The organism is Cupriavidus sp. PB-02, assembly GCF_058252315.1.
Genome location: NZ_CM177695.1, coordinates 2,301,739 through 2,317,459 on the forward strand (window position 1 = coordinate 2,301,739; position 15,721 = coordinate 2,317,459).

The following is a 15,721-nucleotide window of genomic DNA, read 5'->3' on the forward strand; positions in this document are numbered from 1 at the left end:
CAATTGATAAGCGCGTGGCTCAGTTGAAGCGCACGTACTCGAAATCCACCGGCTGGCGGTTGATGCCCATTACCGGCGGCGCGATCCAGTTGGCGAACTTGCCCGGCTCGACCACGCGGCCCATCAGGCTGGCGACGAAGGCGCGGTCGCCTTCGGAGGGCAGCCACTGGTCACGGAAGTCGCGCCATTCGGCCTCGGAGATCACGCGGCCGTCCGGCGATACCTTGACGCCGGCCAGCGCGCCGATATTGCGGTGGAAGGCCTTGTGCGGGACCTTCAGGCGGAACGGGATGCCGGCCTTTTCGATGACCTTGTTCCAGCGCTCCACGCCGCCCATGCTGTCCTTGATGTAGTCGTCGCGCAGCACTTCATTGAGTGCGTTGAGCATCGGCACTTCCTTCTCGGTCAGCTGGCCGTTCTGCGCCTGCAGGATGCGGTAGGTCTGGCCCTTGAGCACGTGGTCGTCCACGCGCTTGCCTTCTTCGTAGCGGCCCTTGAGGCCGGTGCTGTAGAAGGTGGCGGCGTTGCTCGACTCATCGGCGCCGAACAGGTCGATGGTCACGCTGTAGTGGAAGTTCAGGTAACGCTGCAAGGTCGGCAGGTCGATCACGCCGGCCGCGCGCAGCTTGGCGGGATCATCGGTCTTCAGTTCGTTCATCACCTGGCAGGTGCGCTGGATCACGCGCGACACCCCGCTCTCGCCCACGAACATGTGATGCGCTTCCTCGGTCAGCATGAACTTGGTGGTGCGGGCCAGCGGGTCGAATGCGCTTTCGGCCAGCGCGCACAGCTGGAACTTGCCGTCGCGGTCGGTGAAGTAGGTGAACATGAAGAACGACAGCCAGTCCGGCGTCTGCTCGTTGAACGCCTGCAGGATGCGGGGGTTGTCCTGCTGGCCGCTGCGGCGCTCCAGCAGCGCCTCGCCTTCCTCGCGCCCGTCGCGGCCGAAGTACTTGTGCAGCAGGTAGACCATGGCCCACAGGTGACGGCCCTCTTCCACGTTCACCTGGAACAGGTTGCGCAGGTCGTACATGCTGGGCGCGGTCAGGCCGAGGTGGCGCTGCTGTTCGACCGATGCCGGTTCCGTATCGCCCTGCGTCACGATGATGCGGCGCAGGTTCGCGCGGTATTCGCCGGGCACGTCCTGCCACGCGTCCTCGCCCTTGTGGTCGCCGAAGTGGATCTTGCGGTTGGCCTCGGCCGGGTTCAGGAAGATGCCCCAGCGGTAGTCCGGCATCTTGACGTGCCCGAAGTGGGCCCAGCCCTGCGGATCGACGCTGATGGCGGTGCGCAGGTAGATGTCATGGCTGTGCGAGCCTTCCGGGCCCATGTCGTTCCACCAGCTCAGGTAGTTGGGCTGCCACTGCTCGAGCGCGCGCTGCAGGGTGCGGTCTTCGCTCAGGTTGACGTTGTTGGGGATCTTGTCGCTGTAGTTGATGCCGGACATGGTGGTCTCCTTCGGGGGACGATTCGGTTGTCGTTTGGTTCGCGGTGGGTGCTGGATCAGACGCGGTTCCAGTCGAAGGCGGCCTTGTCGCCCTTGCCGTAGACCTTGAGCGCACCCTTGTCGCCGACGGCGTTGGGGCGCTGGAAGATCCAGTTCTGCCAAGCGGTCAACCGGCCGAAGATGCGGGTGAACATGTTTTCCTGGCCGTTGAAGCGCAGGTTGGCTTCCATGCCGGTGAGCGCATCGGGCGACATCGCCACGCGTTCTTCCAGCGCGATGCGCACTTCGTCGGTCCAGTCGATATCGTCGGGGTTGGCGGTGACCAGACCCAGCGCATAAGCGGCATCGGCATCGAGCGGCTGGCCGGCCTTGGCGCGCACGGCATCGAGCGCGGGCTGTTCGTCGTAGAAGCGGCGGCCCAGGCGGCTCTGGCCGGTGGCCATCGGGTACAGGCCGAAATTGACTTCCGCCACGGTGATCTTCGGCGCGCGCGCCTCGTCGTCCGGCAGCGCCAGGTGGTAGCTGCGGTCGCAGGCCAGCGCCAGTTCCAGGAAGGTGCCGGCAAAGCACGACTCCGGCTCGATCAGCGCGAACAGGCTGCGCGACGACACATCCAGGCGGCTCAGCGTGCGGCGCAGCAGGCCGATGGTCTCGCGCACCAGCCAGTGGTCCTTGTGCGCCAGCAATGTGGCGTCGGTGGCAAGCACTGCGGCGGCGTCGCCGGCGGTCTTGATCAGCCAGGTGCCGATGTCCAGTTCATTGGTGCGCATCGACAGGATCGCGTCTTCCAGTTCGCGCGCCAGTTGCAGCGGGTACCAGGCGGCGCCGGCTGCCACAATCTCTTCGATGCTTTGCGGCTGTGCGCCGGTGGGCGCCTTGACCGTGAAGGTGGCGCTGCGGCCGGCGCGGTCGATCTCGACCGTCACGTGCGTGTAGCGCAGCGCATCGGCGTCGATGGTCCGCTCGATCGGCGCGAGTGCCACGCCCTGCGCATCGGCCGGGCGGTCGCTCTGCGCGGCCAGCGCCAGCGCGCGCTCCTGCACCTTCTGCGCGAACACCGCCGGCTTGGCGATATCGTCGACCAGGCGCCAGTCCTTGGCCCGCTGGCCGCGCACGCCTTCGGTGGTGGTGCAGAAGATGTCGGCCAGGTCATGGCGCACACGGCGCTTGTCGGTCACCCGGGTCAGGCCGCCGGTGCCCGGCAGCACGCCCAGCAGCGGCACTTCAGGCAGGCTGACGGCCGACGAGCGGTCGTCCACCAGCAGGATCTCGTCGCAGGCCAGCGCCAGTTCATAGCCGCCGCCGGCGCAGGCGCCGTTGACCGCGGCCAGGAACTTCAGGCCGCTGTGCTGCGACGAGTCCTCGATGCCGTTGCGGGTCTCGTTGGTGAACTTGCAGAAGTTGACCTTCCACGCATGGCTGCTGACGCCCAGCATGAAGATATTGGCGCCGGAGCAGAACACCTTGTCCTTGCCGCTGGTGACGACCACCGTGCGCACTTCCGGATGCTCGAAGCGGATGCGGTTGAGCGCATCGTTCAGTTCGATGTCGACGCCGAGGTCATAGCTGTTGAGCTTGAGCTTGTAGCCGGGACGCAGGCCGGCGTTCTCGTCGATGTCCACCGCCAGCGTGGCGACAGGGCCCTCGAACTTGAGCTTCAGGTGCTTGTACTGGGAGGGGTCGGTCTGGTATTCGACGCGGGGGGCGATGGTCACGGCGGTGTCTCCTCTGCGAAACTGCACTATCGTGCACGAACAGGAATCTAGTGAGACGAACTATAGTTCATCATTCGAATTCCATGCAAGCACTATTGTGCAGATTTTTAGAGAAGCGTCGCGCGATGCTCCTGTACCACCTTCATGGGCCCAAGGAAGTGGCCGGCTCGCATCAGGCCGGCATGCGCAGGGCGTTTCGCACCAACTCGCGCAACGCGGCAAAGGTTGGCTCCAGCGGCTGCGCGCTGGTGTCCAGCGCGAACTCCGCCTTGGAATAGAACGCCGCGCGGCCCGCCAGGATATGGCGCAGGTCTTCCATCGCCTCCTTGCTGGCCGCCATCGGCCGGAAGTCACCCTGCGCGCGCACGCGCTCCATATGGTCTACCGGGTCAGCCTGCAGCCACACCGTGGTGCAGTGGGCGAGCAGCAGATTGAAGGTGGCCGGGTCCGACACCAGTCCGCCAGGCGTGGCGATCACCGCTTCGGGATAGATCTGGATGGCTTCTTCCACCGCGCGGCGTTCGTAGCGGCGGTAGGCGTTCATGCCGTAGAGGCCCTGGATCTCGGCAATGCTGCAGCCGGCAAACTTCTCGATCTCGCGGCTCAGCTCGACAAAAGGAAAGCCCAGGTTTTCCGCCAGCATGCCGCCCAGCGTGGTCTTGCCGGCGCCACGCAGCCCAATCAGCGCCACCCGCGAGCTGCGCGCGGCCTGCCCGGCGTTCTCGCCGCCGGTACCGAGCATCTCGCCCACGGCAATGCGCACGCGCCGCAGCGTGGCTTCGTCGCGTTGCTCCAGCAGTTCGCGCAGCAGGATCCATTCGGGCGAAGAGGTGGTCACGTCGCCCAGCAGCCCGGCCAGCGAGCACTGCAGCGCGTCGGCAATGTGCTGCAGCACCAGGATGGAAGCGTTGCCGCTGCCGTACTCCAGGTTGGCCAGGTGCCGCTCCGACACGCCGGCCGCGTGCGCCGCGGCTTTGCGCGTCAGGCCGCGGCGAGCGCGCAGCTCGCGCACGCGCTCGCCCAGCGCGACCAGGAACGGGTTTTTCTCCCCGCTGCTGGCGGCAGCGACGCCTGAATCATGATGCAGATCGGCATCCCGGGTTAACCCAGACTCATGCAATATAGTGCTTGACATGATTTCTCGGTGGTCCTATTTTTCATACATGCACAATAATGCATGAAGCCAGCGATAGCAACTGGCGAATCAGACGGAGCCCCCCTCTTCTTATGTCCCGCACCCTGTCCCCAACTGAATTCCGCAGCCAGATCGCGCAGCTCACCGTGCAACTGGCAGGCCGCCCGCTCGATGCGGCACTCGACGCCTGGCTCAATGCCGAGCACGGCGCCGGCAGCCCTACCTACCAGCAACTGAAGGAAGCCTGCCAGGCCGGAGTGGCCGAAGGCTGGCTGTGCGACCGTGAAGGCGGCGGCATCCGCTACGGCCGCATCTTCAAGCCTGCCGACGACCTGCATGGCTTCTCGGTGGACGTGGTCGACATGCAGGACATTGCCGGCCCGCACCATACCCATCCCAATGGCGAGATCGACCTGATCATGCCGCTCGAGGGCGACGCGCAGTTCGACGGCCGCCCCGCCGGCTGGCTGGTGTGCCCGCCGGGCAGCGCCCACCGCCCCACCGTCAGCAACGGCCGCGCGCTGGTGCTCTACCTGCTGCCGGAAGGCCGCATCGACTTCACGCGCTGAGATCCCCATGACTGAATTGCTTTCCAACTACCTCGGCGGCAAGTGGCAAGCCGGCAGCGGTGCCGGCACGGCGCTGTTCGATCCGGTGCTCGGCGGTGAGCTGGTGCGCGTGGACGCCACCGGGCTGGACCTGGCGGCCGGTTTCGCCTTCGCGCGCGAACAGGGCGGTGCCGCACTGCGCGCACTGAGCTACCGCCAGCGTGCCGCGCTGCTGGCCGAGGTCGTCAAGGTGCTGCAGGCCAACCGCGACGCCTACTACGAGATCGCCACCGCCAACAGCGGTACTGTGAAGAACGACTCGGCGGTCGACATCGACGGCGGCATCTTCACGCTGGGCACGTATGCAAAGCTGGGCGACACGCTCGGCGACCGGCATTACCTGCTCGATGGCGAGGCCGCGCGCCTCGGCAAGGATCCGCTGTTCCAGTCGCAGCACGTGCTGGTGCCCACGCGCGGCGTGGCGCTGTTTATCAATGCTTTCAACTTCCCGAGCTGGGGCCTGTGGGAGAAGGCCGCGCCCGCGCTGCTGGCCGGCGTGCCGGTGATCGTCAAACCCGCCACGGCCACTGCCTGGCTGACCCAGCGCATGGTGCGCGACGTGGTCGAGGCCGGCGTGCTGCCTGCGGGTGCATTGTCGGTGGTGTGCGGCAGCTCGGCCGGACTGCTCGACCAGTTGCAGCCGTTCGACGTGGTGTCGTTCACCGGCTCGGCCGATACGGCTGCGGTGATCCGTTCGCATCCGGCGATCGCGCAGCGCTCGGTGCGCGTGAATATCGAGGCGGACAGCATCAATTCCGCGGTATTGCTGCCGAGCGATAGCCCGGACACCGCCGCCTTCGACCTGCTGGTCAAGGAAGTGGTGCGCGAGATGACGGTCAAGTCCGGGCAGAAGTGCACGGCGATCCGGCGCGTGTTCGTGCCCGAGGCGCTGTACGGGCAAGCGGCGGAGGCCATCGGTGCGCGTCTGTCGAAAGTCACCGTGGGCAACCCGCGCAACGACGCCGTGCGCATGGGCGCGCTGGTCAGCCGCGCACAGTTCAACGCCGTACAGGAAGGCCTGGCAAACCTGCGCAAGCATGCCAAGGTGCTGCATGACGGCACGCAGCAGCTGCTGGTCGATGCCGATCCCGCCGTTGCCTGCTGCATCGGCCCGACTTTGCTCGGCGCCAACGATGCGGACGCTGCCGCCGCGGTGCATGACACCGAAGTCTTCGGCCCCGTCGCCACGCTGCTGCCCTACCGCGATACCGCCCACGCGCTCGCGCTGGTGCGCCGCGGCCAGGGCTCGCTGGTGACATCGCTCTATGGCAGCAACGCTCCGGCGCTGGGCGCCGCAGCGGTGGCGTTGGCCGACAGCCACGGCCGCGTGCATGTGATCTCGCCCGACGTCGCGCAACTGCACACCGGCCACGGCAACGTGATGCCGCAATCGCTGCACGGCGGCCCCGGCCGCGCCGGCGGCGGTGAAGAACTGGGCGGCCTGCGCGCGCTGAATTTCTACCACCGTCGCAGCGCCATCCAGGCCAGCACCGCGGTGCTCGACACCCTCGCCTGACAGTCAGCCATCCGGCTTTACCGCGCCGCCACGTCCGCATGGCGGCGCGCAGCACACCGTACACCAGAAACGGGGAGACACGCATGACCGCCATCACCGCAGACGTCCCGGTCCAGCCACCGGGCACGTCCTTCAACTTTGCCGCGCACCTGCTCGGCTGCAATGCGGGGCGCACCGGCAAGGCCGCCTATATCGACGACGACGGCCAGCTTACCTATGGCGAGCTGGCGCAGCGGGTGCGCCGCCTGGCCGCCGCGCTGCTCGATGCCGGCATCCGCCGCGAGGAGCGCGTGCTGCTGCTGATGCACGACTGCACCGACTGGCCGGTGTGCTTCCTCGGCGCGATGTATGCCGGCATCGTGCCTGTTGCCGTCAACACGCTGCTGACCGCCGACGACTACGCCTACATGCTGCAGCACAGCCGCGCGCAGGCGGTGCTGGTCTCGGCCGCGCTGCTGCCGCTGCTGCAGGACGCCCTGGCGCGGCCCGGGCATGAAGTGGGCAAGGTGTTCGTGTCGCGGGCGCGCGGACCGCTGCCGGACGGCATGGTGGCGCTCGATACCGTGCTCGCCACGCAAACGCCATTGTCCGCGCCTGCCGCGACCAGTCCCGACGATCCCGGCTTCTGGCTCTATTCGTCCGGCTCGACGGGGCAGCCCAAGGGCGTGGTGCACAGCCACGGCAATCCGTACTGGACGGCCGCCCTGTATGCGGGCCCCGTGCTCGGCCTGCAGGAACAGGACATCTGCTTCTCCGCGGCCAAGCTCTATTTCGCCTATGGGCTCGGCAACGGCCTCAGCTTCCCGCTAAGCGTGGGCGCGACGGTGGTGCTGATGGCCGAACGGCCCACGCCCGAAGCCAACTTCCGCCGCTGGCGCGAGCAGAAGCCCACCGTGTTCTTCGGCGCGCCCACGGGCTATGCCGGCATGCTCGCTTCGCCGGCGCTGCCCGCGCGCGATGAGGTGGCACTGCGGTTGTGCTCGTCCGCCGGTGAGGCGTTGCCCGCCGACATCGGCCAGCGCTTCACCGCGCATTTCGGGTGCGAGATCATCGACGGCATCGGTTCCACCGAGATGCTGCATATCTTCCTGTCCAACCGGCCCGGCCAGGTGCGCTATGGCACTACCGGCTGGCCGGTGCCGGGCTACACCATCGAGCTGCGCGACGAGGAAGGCCGCCCGGTGCCCGACGGCGAAATCGGCGACCTCTATATCCAGGGCCCCAGCGCCGCCATGATGTACTGGGCCAACCGCGAGAAGTCGCGCGAGACCTTCCACCGCGGCTGGACCAAGAGCGGCGACAAGTATGTGCGCAATCCCGACGGCACCTACAGCTACGCCGGTCGCAGCGACGACATGCTCAAGGTCAGCGGCATCTACGTGTCGCCGTTCGAGGTCGAGGCCACGCTGGTGCAGCACCCTGCAGTGCTGGAAGCCGCGGTGATCGGCGTGCCCGACCCTGAAGGACTGGTCAAGACCAAGGCCTTCGTGGTGCTGAAGGCGGGCGCGCAGCTTGGCGATGGCGAGCTGAAGGCCTTCGTCAAGGAGCGGCTGGCCGCCTACAAATACCCGCGCGCGATCGAGTTCGTCGATGCACTGCCCAAGACCGCCACGGGCAAGATCCAGCGTTTCGTATTGCGCGAGCGCGAACTGAAGGCCGCCGAAAAGCGTGCCGCAGCGGTGGCATGACCGGCAACGCCGGCTGCCCCGCCATACCACCATACCGGAGACAAACCATGCGTCAGATCGATGTCCACAAGCTGGCCGACGAGGCCCGCTTTAACCGCTTCCATGCGCTTATCCTGTTCTGGTGCGCGATCATCATCATCTTCGACGGCTATGACCTGGCCGTCGCCGGCATCGCGCTGCCATCGATCATGAAGGAAATGGGCGTGACCGCCACCAGCGCGGGCTTTATGGTCAGTTCGGCGCTGTTCGGCATGATGTTCGGCGCGATCTTCCTCGGCACCGTGGCCGACCGCATCGGCAGGCGCCGCGCTATCGCCATCTGCATCCTGCTGTTCAGCGCCTTTACCGCGGCCGCGGGCTTTACCAGTGACCCGGTGACGTTCAGCATCACGCGCTTCCTGGCGGGGCTGGGCATCGGCGGCGTGATGCCCAACGTGGTGGCGCAGATGACCGAGTACTCGCCACGCAAGCTGCGCGGCACGCTGGTGACGCTGATGTTCAGCGGCTATTCGGTCGGCGGCATGTTGGCCGCGCTGCTGGGCAAGGGGCTGATCGAGAGCTATGGCTGGCAGTCGGTTTTCCTCGCCGCCGGCCTGCCGGTGCTGCTGGTCCCGCTGGTGCTGCGCTCGCTGCCGGAGTCGATGCCCTACCTGCTCCGCACCGGCCAGACCGACGCCCTGCAATCCGTGGTATCGCGCCTGGTGCCTTCGCATCGCGCGCAAGCCGGCGACGTCTTCACGCTGGCTGCCGACGACAAGGCCGGCAGCGCGCCGATCCGCCGCCTGTTCCAGGACGGCCGCGGCTTCAGCACGGTGATGTTCTGGGTGGCGTTCTTCATGTGCCTGTTCATGGTGTACGCGCTCAGCTCGTGGCTGACAAAACTGATGGCCGGCGCGGGCTACAGCCTGGGCTCGGCGCTGACTTTCGTGCTGGTGCTGAACTTCGGCGCGATGATCGGTGCGATCGGTGGCGGCTGGCTGGCCGACCGGCTGCCGATCAAGTACGTGCTGATCGGCATGTACTCGCTGGCCGCGGTGTCGATCACGCTGCTGGGCTACCCGATGCCGAGCGCCGCGCTGTTCGTCGTGGTGGGACTGGCCGGCGCCTCCACCATCGGCACGCAGATCGTTACCTATGCCTATGCGGGCCAGTTCTACCCGATGGCGGTGCGTGGCACCGGCATCGGCTGGGCGTCGGGCGTGGGGCGCAGCGGCGCGATCCTGGCGCCGATCGTGATTGGCGTGCTGGTGGGGATGTCGCTGCCGTTGCAGCAGAACTTCATGGCGATTGCGATTCCGGCGGTGATTGCGGTGGTGGCGGTGGCGCTGATTGATAACCGGCGGTCGGCGTCGGCGCAGGCGCAGGCGGGAATTGGTGTGGTGGCGCCTGCGGCTGCGGTAAAGGAGGCTTGAGAAGCCGAGGGTGTGTAGCGGTCGTATGCCAATGCGCTGGGTGCAGGCCTCCACGCCTTGCGAACGCTCCCTTCTCCCGCAGGCGGGAGAGGGGAGCGAAACGACCGTTCGCCAGACCTATCGCGGTTCCTCAGCTTACTTCCCGCCTTTCACCGTCGTGTACGCCGTGATCAGGTTCCGATAGTCCGGAATATGGTTCGAGAACAGCGTCCCCAGCCCCTCGATATCATTGCGCCAGTCGCGGTGCAGCTCGCACGCTACGCCGAACCAAGTCATCAGCTGCGCGCCCGCATCGGACATCCGTTGCCAGGCAGAATGGCGCGTGACTTCGTTAAAGGTTCCGGAAGCATCCGTCACGACAAACACCTCGAAGCCCTCTTCGATCGCCGCCAACGCCGGGAACGCGACGCACACCTCGGTCACCACGCCGGCGATGATCAGCTGCTTCTTGCCGGTGGCGCGCACCGCGGCGACAAAGTCCTCGTTGTCCCACGCATTGATCTGGCCCGGGCGCGGGATGAACGGCGCGTCGGGGAACGTCGCCTTCAGCTCGGGCACCAGCGGGCCGTTCGGCCCGTCCTCGAAGCTGGTGGTCAGGATGGTCGGCAGCTTGAAGTACTTGGCCAGGTCAGCCAGTGCCAGCACGTTGTTCTTGAACTTGTCGGGCTCGATGTCCCGCACCAGCGACAGCAGGCCAGCCTGGTGGTCGACCATCAGGACGGCCGCCTGGCTCTTGTCCAGGCGCTTGTAGGGCTTGCTCATGGTGTGCTCCTGTGTAGGGGGGGCGCGAAGGGCATGTTCGTCATGCGGCCGCGCCCTTGGGGATATGTAGTGACTTGCGCGTCAGGCTTCAACGCCGGGAGTCCAGCACTTCATGGTTCTTCTCGACTTCCTGCGCCTTGGTATAGCTTTCGATCAGCAGGCGGTAGGCCGGGAAGATCTGCGTGTAGACCTCGGCCCATTGCTGTGCGTCGGGGCGGTTCCAGGTCTGCTGCAGTTCGGAGGCGACCGCGGCGGTGTCCATCGGCACCACGCCGGCCTGTACGATGCGCGCCAGCGTGATTTCCTGCGCCATCTTGGAATACGTGCCCGAGGCATCCACCACCGCGAATACCTTGTAGCCGTCGGCAACCGCGCTGATCGACGGGAATGCCATGCACACGCTGGTGATGGTGCCGGCAATGATCAGCGTCTTGCGGCCAGTCTCGCGCACCGCGGCGACGAAGTCGGGGTTGTCCCAGGCATTGATCTCGCCCTTGCGCGCGACATATTTCGCGTGCGGCGCGTTCTCGTGGATTTCGGGGATCAGGGGGCCGTTGGGGCCCTGCGGCACGGACGCCGTGGTGATCACCGGCAGCTTGCACAGCGTGGCCATCTTGGCCAGCGCGGCGGCTCGGGCGCGCAATTCTGGCATCGGCATGTCGCCCACGGTCTGGAACAGGCCGCTCTGGTGGTCGATCAGCAGCATGGCCGTATCGGCGGGGTCCAGGACCGGGCGCTTGCCGTTGAAATTGGCGGGGGTGGTCATTCGCATTCTCCTTGGCACGGGTTGGCGATCCGTCGGCTCCGGCAGTGCGGGCCGACCGTGGCGAAAGGATAGGTCTTGGCAGAACGCATCGGTAGGCCGGAAAATCGGCCCTCAGCGTCCTACTGGCAGGACGACAGGAGCTGCCTTTGCATCCGGACCTCAATGACCTGTACTACTTTGCGCAGGTGGTCGACTACCAGGGCTTCGCGCCGGCCGGGCGCGTGCTTGGCATCCCCAAGTCCAAGCTGAGCCGGCGCGTGGCGATGCTGGAGGAGCGGCTGGGCGTGCGGCTGATCCAGCGCTCGACGCGCCGCTTTTCTGTGACCGAGCTTGGCCAGACCTACTACGCGCACTGCAAGGCGATGCTGGTGGAAGCGGAGGCGGCGGAAAGCGCTATCGAGCGCACGCGCGCAGAACCCAGCGGGCTGGTGCGCATGACGTGTCCGGTGGCACTGCTGCATGCGCGCGTGGGCGACATGATCGCGGACTTCATGGCCGCCAACCCCAAGGTCACGGTGCACCTGGAGGCCACCAACCGCCGCGTCGACGTAGTCGCCGAAGGCGTGGACCTGGCGATCCGCGTACGCGTGCCGCCACTGGAAGACAGCGACCTGGTAATGCGCGTGCTGGCCGAACGCGCCTGGTGCATCGTCGCCAGCCCGTCATTGATGGCGGGCCACGGCCCGCTGGTGGCGCCAGCGGACCTGAATGCGCTGCCCACGCTGGACCTGGGTCCGCCGCGCGCAGCGCACGCCTGGGCCCTGCACGGGCCCGACAGCGCCAGTTTCGAGCTGCACCACAAGCCGCGGCTGGTCACGGACGACATGATTATGCTGCGCGCGGCCGCCGTTGCCGGTGCCGGCATCGTGCAGCTGCCGACGATGATGGTGACCGAGGAATTGCGTACCGGCCGGCTGGTGAAGATCCTGCCGGCGTGGTCGGTCAAGGGCGGCATGATCCACGCCGTGTTCCCGTCGCGCCGCGGGCTGTTGCCGTCGGTGCGCGAGTTGATCGATTTCCTGACACTGCGCTTTGCGCAGATCCGCGAAGACTGAGCCGCACACCGCGCGCCACTACCAGGCGCATCGCCCGTCACACCGGCAGGAAAGCGCCATACGTGGTATCATCGGCCTTCCTCCGCACGGATCGGCAGCACGCCCGACACCGTTGCGTCAGCCGCGGAACACCCCAACAAGACATACAGCCGCGGCAAATCGGGGAAGTACACCCGATACTTCACGGGCCGGATCGACGACACGATTCACGATTGGCCCATCACCCTTTCCGACCGGCGGCACGTCCGCTCCGCAACGATCGCGCCTGTACCTGGCGTATCGGCTTGCGCAGGCATGGTCCACTTCACGCCAGATTCCCCGCCTGCGCCTCGCGCCGGCCCCGACGCTGGCCCACAGCAACGGCGAACGGTCGCCATCCTGCGCCGCATGCATCGCACCGATGCACCGCGCCGCTCGCGGCCGCGCCCATGAACAGGCATCACATTGAAGCAAAGCAACCATAACCTCAGCCACGGCCATCACCACGGCCACGGCCCGTACACCGTTTCCGTCTATCCCATCCAGCAGGAACCGGGCCTCTGGTTCGCGACCTACATGATCGCGGAGTACCGCAACGGCGCCGAGCGCATCGTCGCCAACGTGGCCATGCGCCACGACACGCACCGCTCCGAGGCGCGCGCCAGGCAGGCCGCGCAGCATGCCGGCGAAAGCGCCGCGGCACGCCTGCGCCAGCAATAAACGCATACATCGGCCTGCAAGGCCTCACAACAGCGCGCGCCGTGGCGGCGCGGCTACAGCAAGGAGCCTCCTTGGCAAAAGAAGAACTGGTGGAATTTGGCGGCAAGGTATCCGAAGTCCTGCCTGACAACCGTTTTCGCGTGATCCTGGAAAACGGCTTCGAGGTGTGGGCGTACTCGTCCGGGCGCCTGAAGAAAAACCGCATCCGCGTGCTCGCGGGCGACCGTGTCACGCTGGAGATGTCGCCGTACGACCTCACCAAGGGACGCATCAACTACCGGCACAAGTCGTAGTTCACGCGTCCTCTCGTCATGGCATGCGCCCCGCCGGCGCGTGCCGTCCCGCAACGATTCATCGCAAAGGAGAACCGATCATGTCCGTCATTGAAGAATGGGAAGCCGTGCACCTGACGCCGGAAGGCTGGCAGGCAGGCAGCTACCGGCATGCGCCGTGGCAGGCAGTAGACGTCGCGCCGCCCGCATCGGGCGTGCTGACCGTGAGGCGTCACGTGACGGCCACCTATTGCGGACCGTCGCGCGCGGTGGAAGAACGCACGCCTGAAATTACCGACATGGCGCTGATCGAAGCGCTGCTGGAGCGCCACGGCGCCCCGGTCTTCGGCATCTGAACCCTGGGTTCAGCGCGTTTGGGTTGGCGAGGCCGCTGCGGCCTGCGCCTCAGCCAAGCACGCGCACATGCGGCCGGGCCGTCCTGAGCCCCGCGCCGACCGTCCTCAGCTCGCCGTCCCACGGCTCGGCGGCGAGGTCCAGCACATAGTCGCCCTCGCGCGCCTTGTCGTGCAGCTGGTCGCGCACCACCTGGCCGATGGCCAGCCGGCACAGCGCCTCGCCACTGGCAGCTAGCTGGCCCTGCAATGCTCCCGCCTCGGCCAGCACGCCGAACGAACGCCGCCCTATCCCCACGAAGCTGGTGAACAATACCCCGGTGGGGCGCTCCGCATCGATAAAGCACACCGCAACGTGATAGGTGATGCCTTTGCCCTCGCCGGGCAGGGTGCACAGAAAACCGGATGATCCCGAACGCATGTCCATGAATGGACTCCTTGCAGTCTGACGGATGGCTGGTTGCCGCCAGGCGGCATGTTTGGTACGGCGCGCTAGAGCGACGTCACGGATTCACCCGCGACCAGTCCGTTGATGATGTCTTCCCCGAACCGCAGCGCGCCGCGCCGTGCGGAGCCGATATTCTCCCAACGCGATTCGGCCATCGGGAACACGCGCGCATGGTCGCTGCCCGGCCGGTAGCCTTCGCGGCAGATCACGATCGAGGCAAGGAAGCTGGTGTCGGGCCTGGTGCGCGGCCAAGCCTGCTCGGGCCGGTGGCGGTAGACCAGGGGATAGAGATCGAAACCCTTGTAACTGGCAAAAGGCGTACTGCCAGGCAGGTTGTTGCCGGGACTGCGGCTCGGACTGCTGTCGCTCACGGCGGCTCCATGCGGCATCGTGCCGCGTTGGTGGAAAAGGTTGCTGCAATCGCGCGGAAAGTCGCGCAATGTCGCAGATAGGGGGCGCCAGGGCGTGACAGACGCTCAGGACGTCATCGGCATGCCGGGCGAAGCTATCGACATCCCCGGCACCGTGCCGTTGATGATGGCTTCGGCATAGCGCAGCGCACCGCGGCGCGCTCCACCGACGTTGTCCCAGGGCGCGGCCTCCAGGCGGAACGTGCGCGCCTGCCCGCCTTCGGGCGATTCGCCCTCCAGGCAGATCACCACCGCGGCATCGAACGAGCGGTCGGGCCGCGGCTCGGGCCATACGCGCGTGACGGCATGCTTGTACACCAGGGGATAAAGGTCATATCCCTTGTAAGTCGCAGCTGGATAGATATCCATGGCAGCCTCCGCCGTTTTGGTGGTGTTGCCCCCACTCTACGCTTGTTGCCGGGCCCGCAGTGGCTTTATTTCACTATCGCGGGAAATGGCGGCAAATGGCGGGAACAGAAAGAAAAAAGCTCCGCCTAAGCGGAGCTTTTTCTCATCGCACTGGCGCCGTGGCGCTCAGTTCAGGCGGTAAGACTCAGATCGGCTCGATCTTGGTCGCGGCCGGGCCCTTCTGGCCGACGCCGGCGACGTAGCGAACCTTCTGGCCTTCTTGCAGCGACTTGAAGCCGCTGCCTTGAATTTCGGAGAAGTGCGCGAACAGGTCGTTGCCACCTGCGTCAGGGGTAATGAAGCCAAAACCCTTCGAATCGTTAAACCACTTTACGGTACCGGTTTCCATGTTGGATTCCTCAATAATTTTTTCTCACCTGGCAAAAGCGCCGGCAAGGCATGACGATCAAGGAAGACACAAGGAGAATAAGTGGCGCCGTGTGGGCAAGCACCTGGACTTCTAGGTTGCTGCTTGAAAGATCCTGCACCCAACCTTATACAGGTGCCCCACCCTGATGTCAACGAACTTGGCCCGATTGGCCAAAAATCAATGCGGAATGTGCGGGTTGCGGGTCCCACCAGCGCACCGGTGCCGACGCGCGCCGCACATCCGGCTTGCAGGGCGTGCGGCATGCGCGCGCGTGCTACAGTGGCCCATCACACGGACCAGACACGGATGACACTCTGCACTGCCTGCCAGGCCATCGAACTTCACCTGCGCGGCGCCCCCGGGCACGCTGCCTTGCGCATCACCGATACCCAGCGCATCAAGCCGCCGGGCAAGGCCGCGGTCACCATCAGCACCTTCGTGTGCCAGGACTGCGGCACGCTATGGACCTATCGCGACCAGAAGACGGGCCCCGAACAGGGCTGGCAGGTAGTTGGCGAAGCTGAACCACCGCCGTCGGCACCGCAATAAAAAACCCCGGGCCCCACCATCGCCTGCCTGCCGGATCAACCAGCATGGCATGGCTCAGGCATGGGCCCGGGGTCGTGATCAGCCAGCCCGCGACGCGGGCCGGACCAA

18 protein-coding genes are annotated in these 15,721 nt (G+C 66.3%); 9 read left to right on the forward strand and 9 right to left on the reverse strand.

The annotated features are described in order from the left end of the window. Positions 1 to 19: 19 nt before the first annotated feature. The 3 genes from boxB to AC10V3_RS31235 all read right to left on the reverse strand — a co-directional run bounded on the left by boxB (position 20) and on the right by AC10V3_RS31235 (position 4,297). Positions 20 to 1,447 (reverse strand): benzoyl-CoA 2,3-epoxidase subunit BoxB, encoded by a 1,428-nt coding sequence (gene boxB / locus AC10V3_RS31225; protein ID WP_022539255.1) that lies wholly within the window; start codon positions 1,445 to 1,447, stop codon positions 20 to 22. A 56-nt stretch (positions 1,448 to 1,503) separates the two neighbouring features. Then, positions 1,504 to 3,162: a 2,3-epoxybenzoyl-CoA dihydrolase gene (gene boxC / locus AC10V3_RS31230; protein WP_022539256.1), complete on the reverse strand. Its 1,659-nt coding sequence runs from the start codon at positions 3,160 to 3,162 to the stop codon at positions 1,504 to 1,506. Positions 3,163 to 3,334: 172 nt separating this feature from the next. Beyond that, entirely contained in the window at positions 3,335 to 4,297 is a 963-nt protein-coding gene (locus tag AC10V3_RS31235; RefSeq protein WP_022539257.1) for a helix-turn-helix transcriptional regulator, read from the reverse strand. 104 nt (positions 4,298 to 4,401) lie between these two features. Between AC10V3_RS31235 and AC10V3_RS31240 the strand changes: the two genes are divergently transcribed. The 4 genes from AC10V3_RS31240 (at position 4,402) to AC10V3_RS31255 (ending at position 9,521) form a co-directional block, all read left to right on the forward strand. After that, complete coding sequence (locus AC10V3_RS31240) at positions 4,402 to 4,866, forward strand: DUF4863 family protein (RefSeq protein ID WP_041682180.1); 465 nt, start codon at positions 4,402 to 4,404, stop codon at positions 4,864 to 4,866. Positions 4,867 to 4,873: 7 nt separating this feature from the next. Beyond that, positions 4,874 to 6,421, forward strand: a complete 1,548-nt coding sequence (locus tag AC10V3_RS31245; RefSeq protein WP_022539259.1) for a 3,4-dehydroadipyl-CoA semialdehyde dehydrogenase — start codon at positions 4,874 to 4,876, stop codon at positions 6,419 to 6,421. An 83-nt stretch (positions 6,422 to 6,504) separates the two neighbouring features. Then, complete coding sequence (locus AC10V3_RS31250; protein WP_022539260.1) at positions 6,505 to 8,109, forward strand: benzoate-CoA ligase family protein; 1,605 nt, start codon at positions 6,505 to 6,507, stop codon at positions 8,107 to 8,109. A gap of 47 nt (positions 8,110 to 8,156) precedes the next feature. Continuing rightward, positions 8,157 to 9,521, forward strand: a complete 1,365-nt coding sequence (locus AC10V3_RS31255) for an MFS transporter (protein ID WP_349608856.1) — start codon at positions 8,157 to 8,159, stop codon at positions 9,519 to 9,521. Between the two features lie 135 nt (positions 9,522 to 9,656). Here the strand turns inward: AC10V3_RS31255 and ycaC are convergent, their stop codons facing one another. Both ycaC and AC10V3_RS31265 read right to left on the reverse strand, forming a co-directional pair. Next, on the reverse strand, positions 9,657 to 10,283 hold the full coding sequence (gene ycaC, locus AC10V3_RS31260; protein ID WP_022539262.1) for an isochorismate family cysteine hydrolase YcaC: 627 nt from the start codon (positions 10,281 to 10,283) through the stop codon (positions 9,657 to 9,659). A gap of 88 nt (positions 10,284 to 10,371) precedes the next feature. After that, positions 10,372 to 11,049: an isochorismatase family protein gene (locus AC10V3_RS31265; RefSeq protein ID WP_022539263.1), complete on the reverse strand. Its 678-nt coding sequence runs from the start codon at positions 11,047 to 11,049 to the stop codon at positions 10,372 to 10,374. A gap of 146 nt (positions 11,050 to 11,195) precedes the next feature. Between AC10V3_RS31265 and AC10V3_RS31270 the strand changes: the two genes are divergently transcribed. The 4 genes from AC10V3_RS31270 (at position 11,196) to AC10V3_RS31285 (ending at position 13,431) form a co-directional block, all read left to right on the forward strand. After that, positions 11,196 to 12,104 (forward strand): LysR family transcriptional regulator, encoded by a 909-nt coding sequence (locus tag AC10V3_RS31270; protein ID WP_374063695.1) that lies wholly within the window; start codon positions 11,196 to 11,198, stop codon positions 12,102 to 12,104. A gap of 444 nt (positions 12,105 to 12,548) precedes the next feature. Beyond that, positions 12,549 to 12,803, forward strand: a complete 255-nt coding sequence (locus AC10V3_RS31275) for a hypothetical protein (RefSeq protein WP_022539265.1) — start codon at positions 12,549 to 12,551, stop codon at positions 12,801 to 12,803. 71 nt (positions 12,804 to 12,874) lie between these two features. Further along, positions 12,875 to 13,096: a translation initiation factor IF-1 gene (gene infA / locus AC10V3_RS31280; protein WP_008646230.1), complete on the forward strand. Its 222-nt coding sequence runs from the start codon at positions 12,875 to 12,877 to the stop codon at positions 13,094 to 13,096. Between the two features lie 80 nt (positions 13,097 to 13,176). Then, the gene (locus AC10V3_RS31285) at positions 13,177 to 13,431 is read left to right on the forward strand and encodes a hypothetical protein (protein ID WP_022539266.1); all 255 of its coding nucleotides are present in this window, start codon (positions 13,177 to 13,179) and stop codon (positions 13,429 to 13,431) included. Between the two features lie 49 nt (positions 13,432 to 13,480). Here the strand turns inward: AC10V3_RS31285 and AC10V3_RS31290 are convergent, their stop codons facing one another. The 4 genes from AC10V3_RS31290 to AC10V3_RS31305 form a co-directional block, all read right to left on the reverse strand. After that, positions 13,481 to 13,855 (reverse strand): hypothetical protein, encoded by a 375-nt coding sequence (locus AC10V3_RS31290; protein ID WP_022539267.1) that lies wholly within the window; start codon positions 13,853 to 13,855, stop codon positions 13,481 to 13,483. A 65-nt stretch (positions 13,856 to 13,920) separates the two neighbouring features. After that, positions 13,921 to 14,247: a hypothetical protein gene (locus AC10V3_RS31295; RefSeq protein ID WP_022539268.1), complete on the reverse strand. Its 327-nt coding sequence runs from the start codon at positions 14,245 to 14,247 to the stop codon at positions 13,921 to 13,923. Positions 14,248 to 14,352: 105 nt separating this feature from the next. After that, a complete protein-coding gene (locus tag AC10V3_RS31300) occupies positions 14,353 to 14,655 on the reverse strand; it encodes a hypothetical protein (RefSeq protein WP_022539269.1) in 303 nt (100 codons plus the stop codon). Positions 14,656 to 14,839: 184 nt separating this feature from the next. After that, complete coding sequence (locus AC10V3_RS31305) at positions 14,840 to 15,043, reverse strand: cold-shock protein (protein WP_020202065.1); 204 nt, start codon at positions 15,041 to 15,043, stop codon at positions 14,840 to 14,842. Between the two features lie 327 nt (positions 15,044 to 15,370). Between AC10V3_RS31305 and AC10V3_RS31310 the strand changes: the two genes are divergently transcribed. Then, a complete protein-coding gene (locus AC10V3_RS31310) occupies positions 15,371 to 15,613 on the forward strand; it encodes a hypothetical protein (protein ID WP_022539270.1) in 243 nt (80 codons plus the stop codon). Positions 15,614 to 15,721 lie beyond the last annotated feature (108 nt).